Source organism: Pseudomonas nitroreducens TX1, from assembly GCF_000313755.1.
GTDB lineage: Bacteria > Pseudomonadota > Gammaproteobacteria > Pseudomonadales > Pseudomonadaceae > Pseudomonas > Pseudomonas nitroreducens_A.
Genome location: NZ_AMZB01000105.1, coordinates 38,024 through 57,343, shown reverse-complemented (window position 1 = coordinate 57,343; position 19,320 = coordinate 38,024). Strand labels below are relative to the sequence as shown.

Sequence of the window (19,320 nt, the reverse complement as noted above, 5' to 3'; positions counted from 1 at the left end):
CATGGATAACAAGAACAACGCACACGCAATCACCACCATCGAGACATTTGGGGTCGAACAGATCCCGGACAACGAACGCAACGCCACGCCCACCGACCTGTTCCGCATGATCTTCGGCGGCGCCAACACCTTCGCCACCGCCGTGCTCGGCAGCTTCCCGGTGCTGTTCGGGCTGTCGTTCCAGGCCGGCGTCTGGGCCATCGTGCTCGGCGTACTGGTCGGCTCGATCATCCTCGCACCGATGGGCCTGTTCGGCCCGCTCAACGGCACCAACAACGCGGTCTCCTCGGGCGCCCACTTCGGCGTGCACGGGCGGATCGTCGGCTCGTTCCTGTCGCTGCTCACTGCCGTCGCCTTCTTCTCCCTCTCCGTGTGGAGCTCGGGCGATGCGCTGATCGGTGGCGCCAAGCGCCTGTTCGACCTGCCGGAAACCGACCTGACCCTGGGCCTGGCCTATGGCCTGTTCGCCGTGCTGGTGCTGATCGTCTGCATCTACGGCTTCCGCTTCATGCTGATGGTCAACAAGATCGCCGTGTGGGCAGCGAGCCTGCTGTTCCTGCTCGGCCTGTTCGCCTTCTCGGGCCCGTTCGATGCCAGCTACGCCGGCACCGTGCAGATGGGCAGCGAAGGTTTCTGGGCCGCCTTCATCGGCGCCGCCCTGCTGGCCATGAGCAACCCGGTGTCGTTCGGCGCCTTCCTCGGTGACTGGGCGCGCTACATCCCGCGCGAAACCTCACAGAAGCGCATCATGCTGGCGGTGATCCTCGCCCAACTGGCGACCCTGATCCCGTTCCTGTTCGGCCTGGCCACCGCCACCATCGTCGCGGTCAACGCGCCGGATTACATCGCGCAGAACAACTACGTCGGCGGCCTGCTGGCGGTATCGCCGAGCTGGTTCTTCCTGCCGGTGTGCCTGATCGCGGTGATCGGCGGCATGTCCACCGGCACCACTTCGCTGTACGGCACCGGCCTGGACATGTCCAGCGTGTTCCCGCGCCTGCTCAACCGCGTGCAGGCCACCCTGTTGATCGGCCTGCTGTCCATCGCCTTCATCTTCATCGGCCGCTTCGCCGCGAACCTGGTGCAGAGCGTGTCCACCTTCGCCGTGCTGATCATCACCTGCACCAGCCCCTGGATGGTGATCATGATCCTCGGCCTGATCATCCGTCGCGGCTTCTACCACGCCGACGACCTGCAGGTATTCACCCGTGGCCAGGAAGGCGGCGCCTACTGGTTCCACAACGGCTGGAACTGGCGCGGCATGGGTGCGTGGATCCCGAGTGCGGCGCTGGGCCTGTGCTTCGTCAACCTGCCGGGCCAGTTCGTCGGTCCGCTGGGGAACCTGGCCGGCGGCATCGACATCAGCCTGCCGGTCACCCTCGGCATGGCCGCCCTGCTCTACCTGGCCCTGCTGCGCTCCTTCCCGGAACCGGCCGGCGTCTATGGCCCCAAGGGCCCGCGCTGGGTGGCCAGCCATGACCGCCCGGTGCGCAGCATCAGCGAACCGACTGCCTGATCCAGGCTTCGCTGCCTGGCGAAGCGCATCAACCCAAAGCCCCCATCGGACCGGTTGCCGCCGGTCCGGTGCCCTACCGCACGCCACAAGCGCGCGGCAACAATGACAATGCAAGAAGTGTGAGGAACCGACCCATGGCGTTAGATCTGATCGTCGTACTGATATATGCCGCCGGCATGTTGTGGCTGGGCTGGTACGGCATGCGCCGCGCCAAGACCCATGAAGACTACCTCGTCGCCGGCCGCAATCTCGGCCCGTCGTTCTACATGGGCACCATGGCCGCCACCGTGCTGGGCGGCGCTTCCACCGTGGGCACCGTGCGCCTGGGCTACGTCCATGGCATCTCCGGCTTCTGGCTGTGCGCCGCGCTGGGCGCCGGCATCATCGCGCTGAACCTGTTCCTGGCCAAGCCGCTGCTCAAGCTGCGCATCTTCACCGTCACCCAGGTCCTGGAGCGCCGCTACAACCCCATGGCCCGCCAGGCTTCCGCGGTGATCATGTTCGCCTATGCGCTGATGATCGGCGTGGTCTCCACCCTGGCCATCGGCACCGTGATGCAGGTCCTGTTCGACCTGCCGTTCTGGGTGTCCGTGCTGCTGGGCGGTGGCGTCGTGGTGGTCTACTCCACCATCGGTGGCATGTGGTCGCTGACCCTGACCGACATCGTGCAGTTCATCATCAAGACCGTCGGCCTGATGTTCATCCTGCTGCCGATCTGCCTGTACCGCGTGGGTGGCTGGGATGAACTGGTGGCCAAGCTGCCGGCGACCGCCTTCAGCTTCCACACCATCGGTTACGACACCATCATCACCTACTTCCTGATCTACTTCTTCGGCATCCTGATCGGCCAGGACATCTGGCAGCGCGTGTTCACCGCCCGCGACGAGAAGGTCACCAAGTACGCCGGCACCGCCGCGGGCGTCTATTGTGTGATCTACGGTCTGGTCGGCGCGCTGATCGGCATGTGCGCCAAGGTGCTGCTGCCTGACCTGGACAACGTCAACAACGCCTTCGCCGCCATCGTCAGCGCCGCCCTGCCGGATGGCATCCGTGGCCTGGTGATCGCTGCTGCCCTGGCCGCCATGATGTCCACCGCCAGCGCCGGCCTGCTCGCCGCCTCCACCACCATCACCGAGGACCTGCTGCCGATCGTCACCGGCCAGCGCTCCACCCGCCTGAGCCTGAACCGCATCTGCACCCTGATCACCGGTGTCGTGGTCCTGGCCATCGCCCTGGTGGTGAACGACGTGCTCAGCGCCCTGACCCTGGCCTACAACCTGCTGGTGGGCGGCATGCTGGTCCCGCTGATCGGCGCCATCTACTGGAAGCGCGCCACCACCGCCGGCGCGATCACCAGCATGGCCCTGGGCTTCATCACCGCACTGGCATTCATGCTCAAGGATGGCTTCGATGCCAATACCCCGATCTATTACAGCCTGGCCATCGGCCTGGTCAGCTTCATCGTCGTCAGCCTGCTGTCGCCCCGCCCGGCGCCGGTAGCCGAAGCGGCCTGATAAGAACCCACGCTGGGCAAAAGGGCGCGGCGAGCTGATCTCCGCGCCCTTTTGCATGATGATCACGACTTACCTGTGGATTTTTAAGGAACTGCCATGACCACCTGCGGCGAATTCCTCGTCAAGCAACTCGAAGCCTGGGGCGTCGATACCGTATTCGGCATCCCCGGCGTACACACCGTCGAGCTGTACCGCGGCCTGCCCCACAGCGGCATCCGCCACATCACCCCGCGCCACGAACAGGGCGCCGGCTTCATGGCCGACGGCTACGCACGCGTCACCGGCAAGCCGGGCACCTGCTTCATCATCACCGGCCCGGGCATGACCAATATCCTCACCGCCATGGGCCAGGCCTACGCCGACTCCATTCCCATGCTGGTGATCTCCAGCGTCAACGAGCGCTCGCGCCTGGCCCACGGCAACGGCTACCTGCACGAGCTGCCCAACCAGCGCGCCATGGTCGCCGGGGTCAGCGCCTTCAGCCACACATTGATGAGCGTCGACGAGCTGCCGGCCGTGCTGGCCCGCGCCTTCGCCGTGTTCGACAGCGAGCGCCCGCGTCCGGTGCACATCGAGCTGCCGCTGGACATCATCACCGCCCCGGCCGACCACCTGCAGGTGCTGCCGCGCGTACAGCTGGCCCGCCCTGCCCCGGCCCGCTCGCCGCTGCACGAAGCCGCCGCGAAGCTGGCCAAGGCGCAGAAGCCATTATTGCTGCTCGGTGGCGGCTGCGTTGCCGCCCAGGCCGAAGCCCGCGCGCTGGCCATTGCCCTGGACGCGCCGACCGCGCAGACCATCAACGCCAAGGGCCTGCTGCAGCCTGACCACCCGCTGCTGGTCGGCAGCAACCAGTCGCTGATCCCGGTGCGTGAACTGGCGCTGGAAGCCGACGTGGTGCTGGCCATCGGCACGGAGCTGGGCGAGACCGACTACGATGTGGTGTTCGACGGCAACTTCAAGATCGGCGGCGAGCTGATCCGCATCGACATCGACCCGCAGCAGCTGATGCGCAACTTCGCGCCACAGATCGCCATCCAGGCCGACGCGCGCACCGCCATGCGCGCGCTGCTGGAACTGCTGCCGGCCCGCGAAGCCGACGCCGCCAGCCCCGGCGCCCAGCGCGCGGCCAAGGTGCGCGCGCAACTGGCCGAGGACTTCAGCGGCTGGGCGCACTACCGCACCCTGTTCGACACCATCCTCGACGTGCTGCCCGACGCCCGCTTCGTCGGCGACTCGACCCAGACCGTCTACAGCGGCAACCACCTGGTAGAGCTGGACGGCGGCCGCCGCTGGTTCAACGCCTCCACCGGCTACGGCACCCTGGGCTACGGCCTGCCGGCGGCCATTGGCGCCAAGCTCGGCGAGCCGGGCCGCCCGGTGATCAGCCTGATGGGCGATGGCGGCCTGCAGTTCACCATGACCGAACTGGCCAGCGCCGTGGAAGCCAAGGTGGGCATCATCGTCCTGCTGTGGAACAACTACGGCTACGGCGAGATCAAGCGCTACATGGAACGCCGCGACATCACCCCGCTGGGTGTGGATATCTACACCCCGGACTTCCTCGCCATCGCCCGCGGCTTCGGCTGCGCCGCCGAGCGCGCCCGCGACCACGATCACCTGCAGGAGCTGCTGCGCACCGCGCCGAGCGACCGTCCGCTGATCGTGGAAGTGATGGAAGCGGCGCCGTTCGCGCCCTGAGGTAACGGAGCCGGCCCGGGCGCCTCTCCCCCGCCCTGGCTGCGCGCCCCGCTCTCGCCGGCTGGCTCCTGGTTATCCGAACGCTCCGAACGGTCCCCTCTCCCTTCAGGGAGAGGGAGCAAAGCCAACCCCCGCAGCACAGCCATAAACCCGTCAGCCTGTAGGAGCGAGCTTGCTCGCGAACCGCCCAGCTCGGGATTGTTCGCGAGCAAGCTCGCTCCTACGAAGAGCTCCGGTACTCCGGGCTTGGCCCTGGCGCCAATGAATGGCAGGTTGTACCGGGGTACAACCGTTACCCGTTGCACACCCTACGCTCAGCACGACAAGGCGCGAATAAATGAAGATCGTCACCCGCGACCGCTGGTTCGAGGTCCGCCACTGCTACGACGGCGTCAGCCTGATCCACGAGCCCTACGTCCGCCCCTTCTACCGCTGCAACCTGTGGCACATCCAGGGCCGCGACCGCGACGTGCTGGTGGACAGCGGCTCCGGGCTGGTCAGCCTGCGCGAACAACTGCCCTGGCTCACCGAGCGCCCGCTGCTGGCCGTGGCCAGCCACACTCACTTCGACCACATCGCCGGCCACCATGAGTTCGACGAGCGCCTGGTGCATCCGGCCGAAGCCGACATCCTCGCCAACCCTGACGGCGAACGCACCCTCGCCACCGCCTTCGTCGACGACGAAATGTTCGACGCGCATCCTGACTGCCCGCTTTGCTACGCCGAATACCGCGTCAAGGCCGCGCCAGCAACCCGCACCATCGACGAAGGTGACGTGCTCGACCTCGGCGACCGCACCCTGCAGGTATTGCACACCCCCGGCCATTCGCCCGGCGGCATCAGCCTGTGGGAAGAGAAGACACGGACGCTCTTCTCCGGCGACATCATCTACGACGGCCCGCTCATCGAGGACGCCTACCACTCCAACCTCGATGACTACGCCGCGAGCCTTGCGCGCTTGCGTGAGCTGCCGGTGCGCACCGTGCACGGCGGGCACTTCGATAGCTTCTCCGGGGAACGGCTGAAAGCGATGATCGACGACTGGTTCAAGGTCCACGAATAACAGGCATGAAAAAACCCGCCAGCTGGCGGGTTTTCCTTTTGTCGTGACGCGGGCGTTATCAGTAGCGCCGGCGCTGCTCCATCAGGCGACCTTGCTCGTCGCTGCGGATGGGGATGGGTTGCAGACGTGGAGGCTCGATCAGGCCGAGCGCGACACCGAGTTTCCACGCAATGCTTTGCAGCCAGACTTTCATGGATACCTCCTCGTTCGAATTCAGGTCGGGCGGCCCGTTACCACCATGGGCCACCCTAGGAAGAATAGCCCGGCGTCCCACTCTCCGCCCGTGCCACTCACTCCTTGAAACAAAGACTATCGCCTAACCTCGCCGCGACGCCTGACCTGAATCAAGAGCGCGACATTTCCCATATCAGCGGCGAAGCATCCGGCGAATCCATTGCTCGCTGCTCACCAGGGTGATGCCGGCCAGCACCAGCACGGCGCCCGCAACGAAATTCAGGGTCAGCGGCTCGTCGAGGATCAGCACGCCGAAGGCGATGCCGAACATCGGCGTCATGAAGGAAAACACCGCGAGGTTCGATGCCAGGTAGCGGCGCAGCAGCCAGAACCAGGTGAAGTAGCTGAAGAACGACACCACCAGCCCCTGGAACAGCACGCTGCCCACGCCGATGGCGGTGAAGCTCACGTCCTGGGTCTTGCCCAGCGCCAGGGCGGCGAAGGGCAACAACAGCGCGGCGATCAGCAATTGATAGAACAGGGTCAGGATCGGTTTCGCCTCGGACAGCCGAGTGGTGCGCACCGCCACCGTGGTCATCCCCCAGGAGAACCCCGCCAGCACGCCGAACGCGTCGCCCAGCAGCGTGTGGCTGTCCATGTTGGCGATGTCGAAGCCGCCGCCGAAGCACATCGCGATTCCCGCAAAGCACACGCCGATCCCCAGCCATTGCAACGGCCGCAAGCGCTCACTGGGCAGCAGGAAGTGCAGCGCCAGCGCCGAGAAGATCGGCGCCGTATAGATGAACACCGCCATGTGCGAGGCCGACGTATAGACCAGCCCCTGGGCGATGAAGAAGAACTCGGCGGCGAACAACACGCCCGCCAGCAGCCCGCCCTTGAGCGTGCCCTGGCGCAGGAAACCTTCCCAGCCGCCGCGCCAGCACATCAGCAGCCCCACCACCACGGCGGCCACCAGGTTGCGACCGAAGGCCTGCATGATCGGCGCGATGTCCGGCGCGGCCAGCTTCACCACCACTTGCTGGACACCCCAGATGACACACAGACCGGTCATGACCTGGATGGCGAAAGCGTCGGCGCCCTTGCGCTCGACGATGTTGCTGTGGGAGTTCATGGCAAGGCTCGGCAGCAATTGGCAGGAATCGGAAAGCCGCAAGGACAATCGGCGGACTTCCTCGAAGAAAGTCCGCCGATCATGCCAGTTCGCGCCCGCCGGCCGCCAACGGAAATCCGCTATTCAGCCAGCCGCCAGCGACATTATTTCCCGGACTTCACCTGGGTCCAGGTGCGAGTACGGATGCGCTCCAGTTTCGGCGGTAGCATTTCCACCGAGAACAGCTTGGCCTGCACCTCGGCCGGCGGGTAGACGTTGGGGTTGTCGTGCAGCTCCCTGGAGATCAGCCCGTCCGCCGCCTGGTTGGGGTTGGCGTAGGCGACGTAGTCGGAGATCGGCGCGACCACTTCCGGGCGCAGCAGGTAGTTGAGGAAGGCGTGGGCCTGCTCGACGTTCTTCGCGTCCTTCGGAATCGCCAGCACGTCGAACCAGGCGGCGGCACCTTCCTTGGGAATGCGGTATTGGATGTGGATGCCGTTGCCCGCTTCCTTGGCGCGATTGGCCGCCTGCATCGCGCCGCCGGACCAGGCCAGGGCCACGCAGACATCGCCATTGGCGAGGTCGGTGACGAACTTCGAGGAGCTGAAGTAGGTGATGTTCGGGCGCAGCTTGGCCAGCAGTTGCTCGGCCTTCTTGTAGTCGTCCGGGTTGTGGCTGTTGGGCGACAGGCCCAGGTAATGCAGAACCTGCGGGATCACCTCGGTGGGCGAGTCGAGGAAGGCCACGCCACAGGATTTGAGCTTGGCGAGGTTCTCCGGCTTGAACACCAGGTCCCAGGAGTCCAGCGGCGCGTTGTCGCCCAGTACGGCCTTGACCTTGTCGACGTTGTAGGCGATGCCGTTGGTGCCCCACATGTAAGGCATCACGTACTGGTTGCCGGGGTCCTTGCTCTCCAGCACCTTGAGCAGCGCCGGGTTGAGGTTCTTCCAGTTCGGCAGCTTGCTCTTGTCCAGCGGCTGGAATACCCCGGCCTTGAGGTAGTTGGGGAGGAAGCTGTCGCTGGGCACGACCACGTCATAGCCCGAGTGCCCGGAAAGCAGTTTGGCTTCCAGCACTTCGTTGCTGTCGTAGACGTCATATTGCGGCTTGATGCCGGTCTCGCCCTGGAAGCCCTTGAGGGTGTCCGGGCCGATGTAGTCGAACCAGTTGTAGATGCGCACTTGCGGCTCGGCGCTGGCAACGCTGGCCGTGACGAGGGTGGCGGCGGCGAGCAGGCCGCGCAGCGCGGTTTTCTTGTTCATGTCCTTCCCCAGTTGGATGCGCTCGCGCAAAAGGTTGCGAGCAATGAACAGCAAACGGGCGGATTCCCATCCGCCCGATCCGTCCTATCAGCGTGCAGCGCCTTCGTAGCCCTGCAGCACGTTCACCGCGTTGACGCCGATGGCCTCCACCGCGTAACCGCCCTCCATGATGAACAGGGTCGGAATGCCCATGGCGGCGATGCGCGCGCCCATCTTCAGGTAGTCCGGGCTGTCCAGCTTGAACTGCGAAATCGGGTCGTCCTTATACGTATCCACGCCCAGGGAGACAACCACCGCGTCCGGCGCGTAGGCGGAAATCTTCCGGCAGGCGTCTTCCAGCGCGGCGGACCAGCCATCCCAGCCGGTGCCGTGGGCCAGCGGGTAGTTGTGGTTGTAGCCTTCGCCGGCGCCTTCGCCGTGCTCGTCGGCGTGGCCGAGGAAGTACGGATATTCCACCAGCGGGTCACCGTGGATCGAGGCGAACAGCACGTCGTTGCGGCGGTAGAAGATGTCCTGGGTACCATTGCCGTGGTGGTAGTCCACGTCGAGGATGGCCACGCGCCTGGCGCCCTGGTCAAGGAACGCCTGGCTGACGATGGCGGCGTTGTTCAGGAAGCAGTAGCCGCCCATGAAGTCGCTGCCGGCGTGGTGGCCCGGCGGACGGCACAGGCCGAAGGCCATGTTGGCGCCCTGGCGCATGTGATCCTGGGCGGTCAGCGCGACCTGCGCCGAGCTGTACACGGCCTGCCAGGTGCCGGCGGTGATCGGCGCCTCGGTATCGAAGCTGTAGTGGCCCAGCTCGCCCATCAGCGCGGTCGGGATCGGACCGTCACGGCGCAGGCGGCGGCCCGGGAAGGTCGTGGAGACCAGGTCGCCGGTATGGCCTTCGGCCGCCCAGCGGGCCCAGGCCCCCTTGAGGAATTCGACATAGCGACTGTTGTGCGCGCGCAGGATCGGGTCGAGGCCGAAGTCCTGGGGGGCGATGATCTCGCCCAGGTTCTGCGACTTCACGCGGGCCAGCACGGTGTCCGCGCGGCTGGGCATCTCGAAGCAGGGCTGGAGTTTGCCGTCGACCAGTTCGGACTGGCCGAAATGCAGGCGGTGATCATCGCTGTACACGGTAAGCATGGGAGTACCCTCTGAAGGATTCTTGTTGTCCGGTGACGGATTCTGCCCAGCGACCGCGCCGCACAGAACAGCGGAAGCGGCCAAAAGGGGATCGATATGGCCAGAATTTATGACCTTTAACCATCTGCATTCCTGAACACCGCTGATTCCAACGGCAAAGAACAACCGCAGCGGCGCTATGCTCAGGGAATTGTCCGGACCCAGGGCCGGTCGAACATCATCAAGCGTTTTGACCACAGGATGGGGGAACATGCGGGAAACCTTCGTACGCGCCTGCAGCCGTGCACTGCTGATGCTCACCTTATCGCTGGCCGGCAGCGCCGCCGTGCTGGCGGACGAGCCGACCGACGTCCAGGCCGGCGATTCCATCCAGTTGCCGGACCTGCCGGAGGACGCAGGCGTCGAGCAACTGAGCGCGCGCCTCGAACTGATCCGCCAGCGCGTCTCCGCCGACAGCGACGACGGGCTGCTGTCGAACCTGCGGCAGTCCGCGCTGGCCGTGCAGGCCCGTGCGGAACAGAATGCCAGCGACATCGGCACGGCGCTGTCGCGCACCGAGGACCAGCTCAAGGTGCTCGGCCCGGTCACGCCCAACGAGGCCGAGACTCTTACCCGGCAGCGCAACGACCTGACCGATGCCCAGAAGGATCTGCAGAAGCAGTTGGAGCGCGCCAACCAGCTGGACAAGAACGCCCAGGACCTCGCCGCGCAGATCGTCAACCTGCGCCGTAGCCAATTCAACTCGCAGATCGCCACACGCTATCCGCCGCCGCTGAGTCCGCGCTTCTGGTCGACGCTCATCCGCCCCACCGACGATGACCTGACGCGCCTGCAATCCATGCGTACGCAGCTCGGCGAAGCCTTCGCCACCACCTGGCAGCCCCAGCACCGTTCGCCCTTCATCGCCAGCCTGGTCGTCGCCGCGCTGCTGTGGATTCCCGGCCGGCGTCTGCTCGAACAATTGCTGACCAAGGCGATGATCCGCTGGATTCCAGTCGGCCGACTGCGCCGCAGCGCCCTGGCGGTGGCGGTCGGCCTGGCCACCATCCTTACGCTGGGTGGTGGCGCCACGCTGATCCATGAGGGCATGAACTGGCATGACCAGCTCAGCGGCAACATGGCCAACCTGGGCGGCCAACTGCTCTCGCTGGTGATCTTCTGCACCTTCACCGCCGGCCTCGGCCGCGCATTGCTGGCTGTGCAGCGGCCATCCTGGCGTCTGCCCGACCTGCCCGATCCGGTGGCGAGCGCCCTCTCCCCCTTCCCCTGGCTGATGGCCTGGCTGCTGCTGGTGCTGGGCACCCTGGATCGCGTCAACAGCGCCAGCGGCGCCAGCCTCGCCTTGACCGTGGCAGTCAACGGCCTCACCGCCCTGGCCACCGCCCTGTTGTACGGCATCGCCCTGTACCGCTACCGCCGCGCGCGTCGCGAAGCCGAGGGACACGAAACCTCTGCGCTGGCCGGCATTTTGGTGCTGGCAATGCTGATTACCGTGCTGCTGATCGTCCTGGCACTGGTCACCGGCTACCTGTCACTGGCCTACTTCCTCGCCGGCAAGCTGCTCTGGGCCAGCGTGGTCTGCGCCACCGGCTACCTGCTGACGACCCTGTTCGTCGACCTCTGCGAGGTACTGTTGTCGCCCCGCCAACCCATCGGTGAACGCCTGGCGGAAAACCTCGGCGTCGACCCGCGCCACCAGGCGCAGTTCGCCACCCTGCTGACCGGCGCCGGGCGCACGCTGCTGGTGCTGTCCACGCTGCTGATCGCCTTCTCCACTTCCGGCACCAGCCCCGGCGAACTGCTCCAGGGTCTGGTGCAACTGGTGGAAAGCGGCCAGTCGCTGGGGCGTCTGAACATCGTCCCGCAGGACATCCTGCTGGCCCTCGGCACGCTGGCCGCCGGGCTCTTTGGCCTGCGCCTGCTCAAGCGCTGGCTGGCCGACGAGCTGTTGCCGGAAACCCGCATGGACACTGGCATGCGCGCCTCGCTGGTCACCCTGGTGGGCTACATCGGCATGGTCATCCTGGTGCTGCTGGTGCTCTCGGCGCTGCGCATCAACCTCACCAGCCTGACCTGGGTGGTCAGCGCCCTGTCGGTGGGCATCGGTTTCGGCCTGCAGGCCATCGTGCAGAACTTCATCTCCGGCCTGATCCTGCTCACCGAGCGCCCGGTGAAGGTGGGCGACTGGGTCAGCCTGACCGGCGGGGTGGAGGGCGATATCCGGCGAATAAATGTGCGCGCCACGGAAATCCAGATGTCCGACCAGTCCACGGTGATAGTGCCCAACTCCCAGTTCATTTCGCAGAACGTGCGCAACGTGACCATGGGCAGTGCGCTGGGCGTGGTCGGCATCAACCTCACCCTGCCGCTGGACACTGACGTGCAGAAGGTCCGCGAGCTGATGCTCAAGGCCTATGGCGAGCACGAGAATATCGTCGAGACCCCGGCGCCTTCGGTGACCTTCAAGGACCTGAGCGCCACCGGGCTGACGCTCGCCGCCTCGGGCAACGTCAGCAGCCCGCGCGCGGTGTACTCGACCAAGAGCGACTTGCTGTTCACCATCTTCAGCGGCCTGCGCGAGGCGGGCATCAGCTTGAGCACGCCACAGAATCTGATCTTGCAGCGACCGCAGGTCTTGCGCGCCCAGCGCGACGACGAGGCGGCTGCACCGCAGGTCGGCGACGCCGCCGGGCCGACCTCGCAGCCGTAAGATGGAAGGGTGACGCCGGCAGGGCCGCCTTGCCGGCCTTCGCGCAACAGCCCCGTATGGGAGCCGCCGTTGCGCCCTCAGCGCCCGTGCCCGCCGTTGGCCGGCGCTCCGTCGCGGCCTGGGCCGCTCTCGTCCTCGCCGCCCCCCAAACCCACGGCGTGCCGCCGGGCTGCTGCCTGGGGCTCGCAGGGGAGAACACGCGATGGACGAAGCCAGACTCAACGAGTTCATGGGCAAACTGGTCACCGACATGGGTGGCGCGGCGATGCTCGCCAACATCATCCTGGGCGAGGAACTCGGCCTCTACAAGGCCATGGCCGACGGCCACTGGCTCAGCCCGGCGCAACTGGCCGAGCGCAGCGGCTGCAATGCCCGGCTGCTGCGTGAATGGCTCAGCGCCCATGCCGCTTCCGGCTATATGGAGCACCAGGACGGCAACTTCCGCCTGCCCGAGGAACAGGCCATGGCCCTGGCCATCGAGGACTCGCCGGTCTACGTCGCCGGCGGCGCTTCCGTGGTCGCCGCGCTCTACCACGACAAGGACAAGCTGGTCGCCGCCATGCGCGGAGACGGCGGCCTGGCCTGGGGCGACCACCACCCCTGTATGTTCTCCGGCACCGAGAAGTTCTTCCGCCCCGGCTACCGCGCGCACCTGGTCGCCGAGTGGCTGCCGGCACTGGAGGACGTGGTCGGCAAGCTCGAACGTGGCGCACGGGTCGCCGACGTGGGTTGCGGCCATGGCGCCTCCACCATCGTCATGGCGCAGTCTTTCCCGAGTTCGAGCTTCGTCGGCTTCGACTACCACCAGCCGTCCATCGACGTCGCCAACCAGCGCGCCGGCCAGGCCGAAGTCTCCGAGCGCGCCAGCTTCCAGCGCGCCAGCGCCAAGGACTACCCCGGCAACGACTACGACCTGATCTGCTTCTTCGATTGCCTGCACGACATGGGCGACCCGGTGGGCGCTGCGCAGCACGCACGCCAGGCACTCAAGCCGGACGGCACGGTACTGCTGGTTGAGCCCTTCGCCAATGACCAGCTGGACGACAACCAGAACCCGGTGGGCCGGCTGTTCTACGCCGCGTCCACCTTCATCTGCACGCCAAACTCGCTGTCCCAGGAAGTCGGGCTGGGGCTGGGCGCCCAGGCCGGTGAAGCGCGCCTGCGCACGGTGTTCGAGGAAGCGGGCTTCAGCCGCTTCCGCCGTGCAGCGGAAACGCCATTCAACCTGATCCTCGAGGCCCGCCCGTAACGCTTCCGCGACCGGCTACAGCGCCCGGCATTCGGGCGCTGTAGCACGGAAACAATTCGTCATCTTGCCGTCATCAATCGGTTATGTGGCCCGTTGAAACTCGCAGGCTTTCAACCCAGGGAAGCCCCCGAGATGTTCAATAAGAAGACTGCCCACAAAACTGCATCCCTCGCCCTGCTCGTCGCCGCCCTCGCCGGCTGCGCCGGCCAACAGCAGGTCGCCAGCAAGGAAGCCACACCCAACAACGACGACTGGTACCTGGTGCGCACCGAGTCGACCCTTTATGTATTCGACGACGCCACCGTCTATCGCGACTATCTGGTGACCGGCAAGACCGAGCACACCAAGGCCGTCGGCGAGAAGGACAAGTTCGGCCAGGACATCGTGCTGGTGGTTCGCGCCGAGGATCAGGGCAAGGACGTGAAGAAGATCGCCGGCTACCAGTTCCTCAAGCAGAGCCTGCCGCCGGCCGCCGGCTTCTACGGCGAAATTCGCCAGGAAGGCGTGATCTACGTCGCCCAGCGCTATGGCGACATGGTCGACATGAACGGCCTGGGCGAACCGATCTTCCGCCACACCGAAATCGCCAGCGGCCCCAACGGCGAGCGCGTGGTGTACCTGATGCAGAAGGAAGAGAAGAAGCCGGTCGGCCTGATCGCCCGCTTCCAGAAGATCTACGGCATCACCCCCGCCAAGGGCTGATGACGAAAATGCGCGCATTCCGGGGAGGGAGTGCGCGCATTTTGTTCTAGCCGGCGCCGCAACGGCGCGGGTTGCGCTAGCTGGAAGGCTCCAGTTGTACGGCAGCAATCGTTTTCGGCGCCTCGATACCCCAGTCACCGAACTGATACCAGTCATCGCCGAGCATCTCGGCCGGGTGCATGGTGCGGTCCGCACCGTTGCCACAGGCCAGGTTGGTGGCCGGGCAATAACGGTCGCAGCCCCAGCAGATGCGCTCGGGGTGCGGCGGGTTGAGCGGGAATTTCTTGGCCATGGTCAGGCCCTCGGAGGTTTCCTTGTGGGATTCCTCAAGGCTATGCCCAGGACATCCAAGGGCTCCTTGATCCACGACAAGCCCGAGGAAAATTTCACGCGCGGCGTTTATGCACGGAAGTGACTGGGCGGCTGGCCGCTCCAGCGCTGGAAGGCATGGCGCAGGCTGGCGGTTTCACTGAAGCCCAGTTCCTCGGCGATGCGGTAGATCGGCATGTCGCCGTCCTGCAGCAGTTCCTTGGCGCGGGCGAAGCGCAGCTCGTCGAGCAGCTGCTGGTAGCTGGTCTGCTGTTGCTGCAGGTGGCGGCGCAGGCTGCGCGAGGAACAGTTGAGGCGACGCGCCAGTTCTTCCAGGCCCGGCGGCTCCTGCAGGCGCTCGCCGAGGATCGCGCGGACCTTGTCCAGCCAGGCGCGGCGCGCAGCGAGGTCGATGTTCTGCCGGCGGCATTGTTCGAGCATCTCGCGATGGGTCACGGCATCGGCCAGCGGCAGGCGCATATTCAGCCAGCTCGCGGGGAAGCCGATGGCGCTGCGCGCGCGGTCGAAATCCAGCTGGCAGCCGAACAGCGTGGCGTAGGCGGCTCGGCGGTCGGCCGGGCCGGCGTAGTCGAATTCGGCGCGCACCAGAGGCAGCGGCTGGCCGAGCAGGTCGGCGCAGGCCACCTTCAGCGAACCCAGGCACAGCTCGGTATTGAACGGGCGCATCGCCTCATCCTCGCCATAGCCGGTGGCGACCAGCCAGGCCATATCGCCGTCCACTTCCAGTGCCAGGTGGAAGTAGGTGCCCAGCAGCACCGGATAGCTCAGCCCGATGCGCAGCGCCTCGCCCAGGGTCGGCGCGGAGATCAGCGCGTAGCCCAGCAAGCCGTAGGCGGTGATGCGCGTGCGTACCCCCAGGCGCAGGCCCAGGGCGGGTTCGCCGGCAAGGTTCTGCACGTTGGCGAAGACTTGCTGCTCCTGCCAGGGGCTGACCAGCCGGCGCAGGTCGAGCAGGTCATCGCCGGTAATGCCGCTGCCCTCGAGGATGGACTCGCGGCTGTACCCCTCGGACTCCATCAGGGCGACGGTCAGCGAGGTCATGTGCAGGGAGTTGAGCCAGGTGGAGCGGGAGAAGGTCAGAGGATTCATTCGATGCCCATCGTAGACGCCACGGTGCGCCGCCGGGTGTTACCGCGACAGGCGCAGGTCAGGAGCAGGCAAGTTGCGTGCCGGCCACCCAGCGTGGCCGGATCGATCCCCATGTTACGGGGCTCGGGACGTCGGGCGGAAGCGATTCCACCCGACAGCGGGGTTACCTTTGCGGACACAGGACGGTGCGCGCGCACCGTCCTGATGCTCAATGGCGGTGGAGTTAACCGCGAGAGAGGAAGCGCATGCCCTCTTCCAGGCCGCTCAAGGTCAGCGGGTACATCTGCTCCTTCACCAGCTCGCGCACGAGGCCCGTGGAGGCGGTGTAGTTCCAGGTGTCCTTCGGGTACGGGTTGATCCAGATGAGCTTCTTGTACTTCTCCATGAAGCGCTGCATCCAGACGTAGCCGGCTTCCTCGTTCCAGTGCTCGACGCTGCCGCCGGCCTGGGTGATCTCGTAGGGCGCCATCGCGGCGTCGCCGACGAACACCACCTTGTAGTCCGGCCCGTACTTGTGCAGCAGGTCGAAGGTGGCGGTGCGCTCACTGGAGCGGCGCAGGTTGTTCTTCCACACCGACTCGTAGATGAAGTTGTGGAAGTAGAAGTACTCCAGGTGCTTGAACTCGGTCTTGCAGGCCGAGAACAGTTCCTCGCAGACCTTCACGTGGGCGTCCATGGAGCCGCCGATATCCAGCAGCAGCAGGAGCTTCACGGTGTTGCGACGTTCGGGGCGCATCTGGATGTTGAGCAGGCCGGCATCCTTGGCGGTGTGGTCGATGGTGCCGTCGATGTCCAGTTCTTCCGCCGCGCCTTCACGGGCGAACTTGCGCAGGCGGCGCAGGGCGATCTTGATGTTGCGCGTGCCCAGCTCGACCTGGTCGTCGAGGTTCTTGTACTCGCGCTGGTCCCACACCTTGGCGGCCTTGCCCTGGCGCTTGCCGGCATCGCCGACGCGTATGCCCTCGGGGTTGAAGCCGCCGGAGCCGAACGGGCTGGTGCCGCCGGTGCCGATCCACTTGTTGCCGCCGGCGTGGCGTTCCTTCTGCTCTTCCAGGCGTTTCTTGAACTCCTCGATGAGCTTGTCCAGGCCGCCCAGGGACTGGATCTGCGCACGCTCCTCGTCGGTCAGCAGTCGCTCGAACTCCTTGCGCAGCCACTCTTCGGGGATCAGCGCCTTGAGGTGGTCGTCGAGCTTTTCCAGGCCCTTGAAGTAGGCGCCGAAGGCCCGGTCGAACTTATCGAAATGGCGCTCGTCCTTCACCATGATGGTGCGGGCGAGGTAGTAGAACTCGTCCATGTCGGCGAACACGACGCGGTGCTTGAGCGCATCGATCAGGTCGAGCAGCTCGCGCACCGACACCGGCACCTTGGCCGCGCGCATTTCGTTGAACAGGTTGAGCAGCATGGATATGCCCTCGGAAATCGCAGGTAACGGTTCCCTCTCTCTTCAGGGAGAGGGTTAGGGAGAGGGCAAGCACGGCACGGGGCCATTCCCTCTCCCCGGCCCTCTCCCTGAAGGGAGAGGGAGTAAGAACATCAGCGGCTCGCGCGGCGGCTCATGAAGGCGAGGCGTTCAAGCAGCTGCACGTCCTGCTCGTTCTTCACCAGTGCGCCGGCCAGCGGCGGGATGGCCTTGGTGGGGTCGCGCTCGCGCAGCACGGCTTCGCCGATGTTGTCGGCCATCAGCAGCTTCAGCCAGTCCACCAGCTCGGAAGTGGAGGGCTTCTTCTTCAGGCCCGGCACCTTGCGCACGTCGAAGAAGATGTCCAGCGCCTCGCTGACCAGCGTGCCGCTGATCTTCGGGTAGTGCACGTCGACGATCTTCTGCAGGGTCTCGCGGTCGGGGAAGGCGATGTAGTGGAAGAAGCAGCGGCGCAGGAAGGCGTCCGGCAGCTCTTTTTCGTTGTTGGAGGTGATGATGATGATCGGGCGCTGTTTGGCCTTGATGGTCTCGTTGGTCTCGTAAACGAAGAACTCCATCTTGTCGAGTTCCTGCAACAGGTCGTTGGGGAACTCGATGTCGGCCTTGTCGATCTCGTCGATCAGCAGGATCACGCGCTCCTCGGCCTCGAAGGCCTCCCAGAGCTTGCCTTTCTTGATGTAGTTGCGCACGTCGTGGACCTTGTCCACACCCAGCTGCGAGTCGCGCAGGCGGCTGACCGCGTCGTACTCGTACAGGCCCTGGTGGGCCTTGGTGGTGGACTTGATGTGCCAGGTGATCAGCTTGGCGCCGAAGGACTCCGCCAGCTGCTCGGCGAGCATGGTCTTGCCGGTGCCCGGCTCGCCTTTCACCAGCAGCGGGCGCTGCAGGGTGATGGCGGCGTTGACCGCCAGCTTGAGGTCGTCGGTGGCGACGTAGGACTGGGTGCCTTCGAACTTCATCGGTGAATCCTCGAACGGTAGCGGCCGGGGAAGGCCCGGGCGGAAAAGTGCGTTGGGTAGGCTGCGACTATAACGCGCATGGCGCTCGACTGTGAACGCAGGACGGGCATTCAGTCACTGAATGCCCGGTCACGCCCGGCCCAGCCACGCGTGATATCCGGCGGCGCTTTGCAGTTTCCAGTGAAGCCCGGCGCCTGCAGGGCCGCGCCCATCTTTGCGCCGGTTCTGCGTCTGGACTGGAAGGCGGGCTGGGAATAGGCTTTCTGATCACCTTCGAGCGACAAGGACTCTCATCATGAGCCGCATCTACGCAGACAACGCGCAGTCCATCGGCAATACGCCGCTGGTCCAGATCAACCGCATCGCCCCGCGCGGCGTCACCATCCTGGCCAAGATCGAAGGGCGCAACCCGGGCTACTCGGTGAAGTGCCGGATCGGCGCCAACATGATCTGGGATGCCGAGTCCAGCGGCCGCCTGAAGTCGGGCATGACCCTGGTCGAGCCGACATCCGGCAATACCGGCATCGGCCTCGCCTTCGTCGCCGCCGCCCGTGGCTACAAGCTGATTCTCACCATGCCTTCCTCCATGAGCCTGGAACGCCGCAAGGTGCTCAAGGCCCTCGGCGCCGAACTGGTGTTGACCGAGCCGGCCAAGGGCATGAAGGGCGCCATCGCCAAGGCCGAGGAAATCCTCGCCAGCGACCCGGCGAAATACTTCATGCCGGCGCAGTTCGACAACCCGGCCAACCCGGCGATCCATGAGAAGACCACTGGCCCGGAAATCTGGAACGACACCGACGGCGCGGTGGACGTGCTGGTCGCCGGCGTCGGCACCGGCGGCACCCTCACCGGCGTGTCACGCTTCATCAAGAACACCAAGGGCAAGCCGATTCTCTCGGTGGCTGTCGAGCCGGTCGCCTCGCCGGTGATCAGCCAGGCGCTGGCCGGTGAAGAAATCAAACCCAGCCCGCACAAGATCCAGGGGATCGGTGCCGGCTTCGTGCCGAAGAACCTCGACCTGTCCCTGGTCGACCGCGTCGCCACCATCGCCGACGAAGACGCGAAGAACATGGCCCTGCGCCTGATGCAGGAAGAAGGCATCCTCTGCGGCATCTCCAGCGGCGCCGCCATGGCCGCTGCGGCCAAGCTCGCCGAAGAGCCGAACATGCAGGGCAAGACCATAGTGGTGGTGCTGCCGGATTCAGGTGAGCGCTACCTCTCCACCATGCTCTTCGACGGCCTGTTCGAGGACCAGGAACTGGTCCAGTAAGCTCTATTCCGCCCCTTCGCGGGGCGGATTCCTACCTGCCGTTCCGAATCGGTGCGGCCCGAGTCACGTGCGCTGTCTGCGGACCCGCAGGCAGCCATGGCCCCTCGCCATGTTCCGGCAAA

16 protein-coding genes are annotated in these 19,320 nt (G+C 65.7%); 8 read left to right on the top strand and 8 right to left on the bottom strand.

The features are described from left to right. The first annotated feature begins 1 nt into the window (after position 1). The 4 genes from C167_RS0112000 (at position 2) to C167_RS0111985 (ending at position 5,791) form a co-directional block, all read left to right on the top strand. Positions 2-1,516, top strand: coding sequence for a purine-cytosine permease family protein (locus C167_RS0112000; protein ID WP_017518525.1), 1,515 nt, complete (start codon positions 2-4; stop codon positions 1,514-1,516). Positions 1,517-1,650: 134 nt separating this feature from the next. Next, positions 1,651-3,030, top strand: a complete 1,380-nt coding sequence (locus tag C167_RS0111995; RefSeq protein ID WP_017518524.1) for a sodium:solute symporter — start codon at positions 1,651-1,653, stop codon at positions 3,028-3,030. Between the two features lie 96 nt (positions 3,031-3,126). Next, entirely contained in the window at positions 3,127-4,728 is a 1,602-nt protein-coding gene (locus tag C167_RS0111990) for a 5-guanidino-2-oxopentanoate decarboxylase (protein ID WP_017518523.1), read from the top strand. A 337-nt stretch (positions 4,729-5,065) separates the two neighbouring features. Continuing rightward, entirely contained in the window at positions 5,066-5,791 is a 726-nt protein-coding gene (locus C167_RS0111985) for an MBL fold metallo-hydrolase (RefSeq protein WP_017518522.1), read from the top strand. Between the two features lie 58 nt (positions 5,792-5,849). On the opposite strand, the gene C167_RS35295 is transcribed toward C167_RS0111985, so the two are convergent. From C167_RS35295 to C167_RS0111965, 4 genes are all read right to left on the bottom strand, one after another. Continuing rightward, complete coding sequence (locus C167_RS35295) at positions 5,850-5,984, bottom strand: PA1414 family protein (RefSeq protein WP_017518521.1); 135 nt, start codon at positions 5,982-5,984, stop codon at positions 5,850-5,852. A gap of 174 nt (positions 5,985-6,158) precedes the next feature. Continuing rightward, positions 6,159-7,097 (bottom strand): DMT family transporter, encoded by a 939-nt coding sequence (locus tag C167_RS0111975; protein WP_017518520.1) that lies wholly within the window; start codon positions 7,095-7,097, stop codon positions 6,159-6,161. A 143-nt stretch (positions 7,098-7,240) separates the two neighbouring features. Further along, positions 7,241-8,338 carry an extracellular solute-binding protein gene (locus C167_RS0111970; protein WP_026078975.1) on the bottom strand — a complete coding sequence of 366 codons (1,098 nt, stop codon included), beginning with the start codon at positions 8,336-8,338 and terminating at the stop codon, positions 7,241-7,243. Between the two features lie 87 nt (positions 8,339-8,425). Then, complete coding sequence (locus C167_RS0111965; protein ID WP_017518518.1) at positions 8,426-9,466, bottom strand: histone deacetylase family protein; 1,041 nt, start codon at positions 9,464-9,466, stop codon at positions 8,426-8,428. 250 nt (positions 9,467-9,716) lie between these two features. Here C167_RS0111965 and C167_RS0111960 point away from each other — a divergent pair, with 250 nt between their 5' ends. The 3 genes from C167_RS0111960 (at position 9,717) to C167_RS32475 (ending at position 14,127) form a co-directional block, all read left to right on the top strand. After that, positions 9,717-12,176, top strand: a complete 2,460-nt coding sequence (locus tag C167_RS0111960; protein ID WP_017518517.1) for a DUF3772 domain-containing protein — start codon at positions 9,717-9,719, stop codon at positions 12,174-12,176. Between the two features lie 202 nt (positions 12,177-12,378). Continuing rightward, on the top strand, positions 12,379-13,425 hold the full coding sequence (locus C167_RS0111955; RefSeq protein WP_017518516.1) for a class I SAM-dependent methyltransferase: 1,047 nt from the start codon (positions 12,379-12,381) through the stop codon (positions 13,423-13,425). Between the two features lie 132 nt (positions 13,426-13,557). After that, complete coding sequence (locus C167_RS32475) at positions 13,558-14,127, top strand: hypothetical protein (RefSeq protein WP_017518515.1); 570 nt, start codon at positions 13,558-13,560, stop codon at positions 14,125-14,127. Positions 14,128-14,203: 76 nt separating this feature from the next. Here C167_RS32475 and C167_RS0111945 read toward each other — a convergent pair whose 3' ends face one another. From C167_RS0111945 to C167_RS0111930, 4 genes are all read right to left on the bottom strand, one after another. Continuing rightward, positions 14,204-14,419, bottom strand: a complete 216-nt coding sequence (locus tag C167_RS0111945; protein WP_017518514.1) for a DUF3079 domain-containing protein — start codon at positions 14,417-14,419, stop codon at positions 14,204-14,206. Between the two features lie 107 nt (positions 14,420-14,526). Further along, a complete protein-coding gene (locus C167_RS0111940; protein ID WP_017518513.1) occupies positions 14,527-15,546 on the bottom strand; it encodes an AraC family transcriptional regulator in 1,020 nt (339 codons plus the stop codon). Between the two features lie 223 nt (positions 15,547-15,769). Next, on the bottom strand, positions 15,770-16,951 hold the full coding sequence (locus C167_RS0111935) for a vWA domain-containing protein (protein WP_017518512.1): 1,182 nt from the start codon (positions 16,949-16,951) through the stop codon (positions 15,770-15,772). A gap of 131 nt (positions 16,952-17,082) precedes the next feature. After that, positions 17,083-17,928, bottom strand: a complete 846-nt coding sequence (locus C167_RS0111930) for an AAA family ATPase (protein WP_015476360.1) — start codon at positions 17,926-17,928, stop codon at positions 17,083-17,085. A gap of 295 nt (positions 17,929-18,223) precedes the next feature. Between C167_RS0111930 and cysK the strand changes: the two genes are divergently transcribed. Continuing rightward, complete coding sequence (cysK, locus tag C167_RS0111925; RefSeq protein WP_017518511.1) at positions 18,224-19,198, top strand: cysteine synthase A; 975 nt, start codon at positions 18,224-18,226, stop codon at positions 19,196-19,198. Positions 19,199-19,320 lie beyond the last annotated feature (122 nt).

Bases quoted from the DNA above. Each gene is read 5' to 3' on its own strand.
- C167_RS0112000 (WP_017518525.1), top strand. From the start codon at position 2: ATGGATAACAAGAACAACGCACACGCAATCACCACCATCGAGACATTT.
- C167_RS0111995 (WP_017518524.1), top strand. From the start codon at position 1,651: ATGGCGTTAGATCTGATCGTCGTACTGATATATGCCGCCGGCATGTTG.
- C167_RS0111990 (WP_017518523.1), top strand. From the start codon at position 3,127: ATGACCACCTGCGGCGAATTCCTCGTCAAGCAACTCGAAGCCTGGGGC.
- C167_RS0111985 (WP_017518522.1), top strand. From the start codon at position 5,066: ATGAAGATCGTCACCCGCGACCGCTGGTTCGAGGTCCGCCACTGCTAC.
- C167_RS35295 (WP_017518521.1), bottom strand. From the start codon at position 5,984: ATGAAAGTCTGGCTGCAAAGCATTGCGTGGAAACTCGGTGTCGCGCTC.
- C167_RS0111975 (WP_017518520.1), bottom strand. From the start codon at position 7,097: ATGAACTCCCACAGCAACATCGTCGAGCGCAAGGGCGCCGACGCTTTC.
- C167_RS0111970 (WP_026078975.1), bottom strand. From the start codon at position 8,338: ATGAACAAGAAAACCGCGCTGCGCGGCCTGCTCGCCGCCGCCACCCTC.
- C167_RS0111965 (WP_017518518.1), bottom strand. From the start codon at position 9,466: ATGCTTACCGTGTACAGCGATGATCACCGCCTGCATTTCGGCCAGTCC.
- C167_RS0111960 (WP_017518517.1), top strand. From the start codon at position 9,717: ATGCGGGAAACCTTCGTACGCGCCTGCAGCCGTGCACTGCTGATGCTC.
- C167_RS0111955 (WP_017518516.1), top strand. From the start codon at position 12,379: ATGGACGAAGCCAGACTCAACGAGTTCATGGGCAAACTGGTCACCGAC.
- C167_RS32475 (WP_017518515.1), top strand. From the start codon at position 13,558: ATGTTCAATAAGAAGACTGCCCACAAAACTGCATCCCTCGCCCTGCTC.
- C167_RS0111945 (WP_017518514.1), bottom strand. From the start codon at position 14,419: ATGGCCAAGAAATTCCCGCTCAACCCGCCGCACCCCGAGCGCATCTGC.
- C167_RS0111940 (WP_017518513.1), bottom strand. From the start codon at position 15,546: ATGAATCCTCTGACCTTCTCCCGCTCCACCTGGCTCAACTCCCTGCAC.
- C167_RS0111935 (WP_017518512.1), bottom strand. From the start codon at position 16,951: ATGCTGCTCAACCTGTTCAACGAAATGCGCGCGGCCAAGGTGCCGGTG.
- C167_RS0111930 (WP_015476360.1), bottom strand. From the start codon at position 17,928: ATGAAGTTCGAAGGCACCCAGTCCTACGTCGCCACCGACGACCTCAAG.
- cysK (WP_017518511.1), top strand. From the start codon at position 18,224: ATGAGCCGCATCTACGCAGACAACGCGCAGTCCATCGGCAATACGCCG.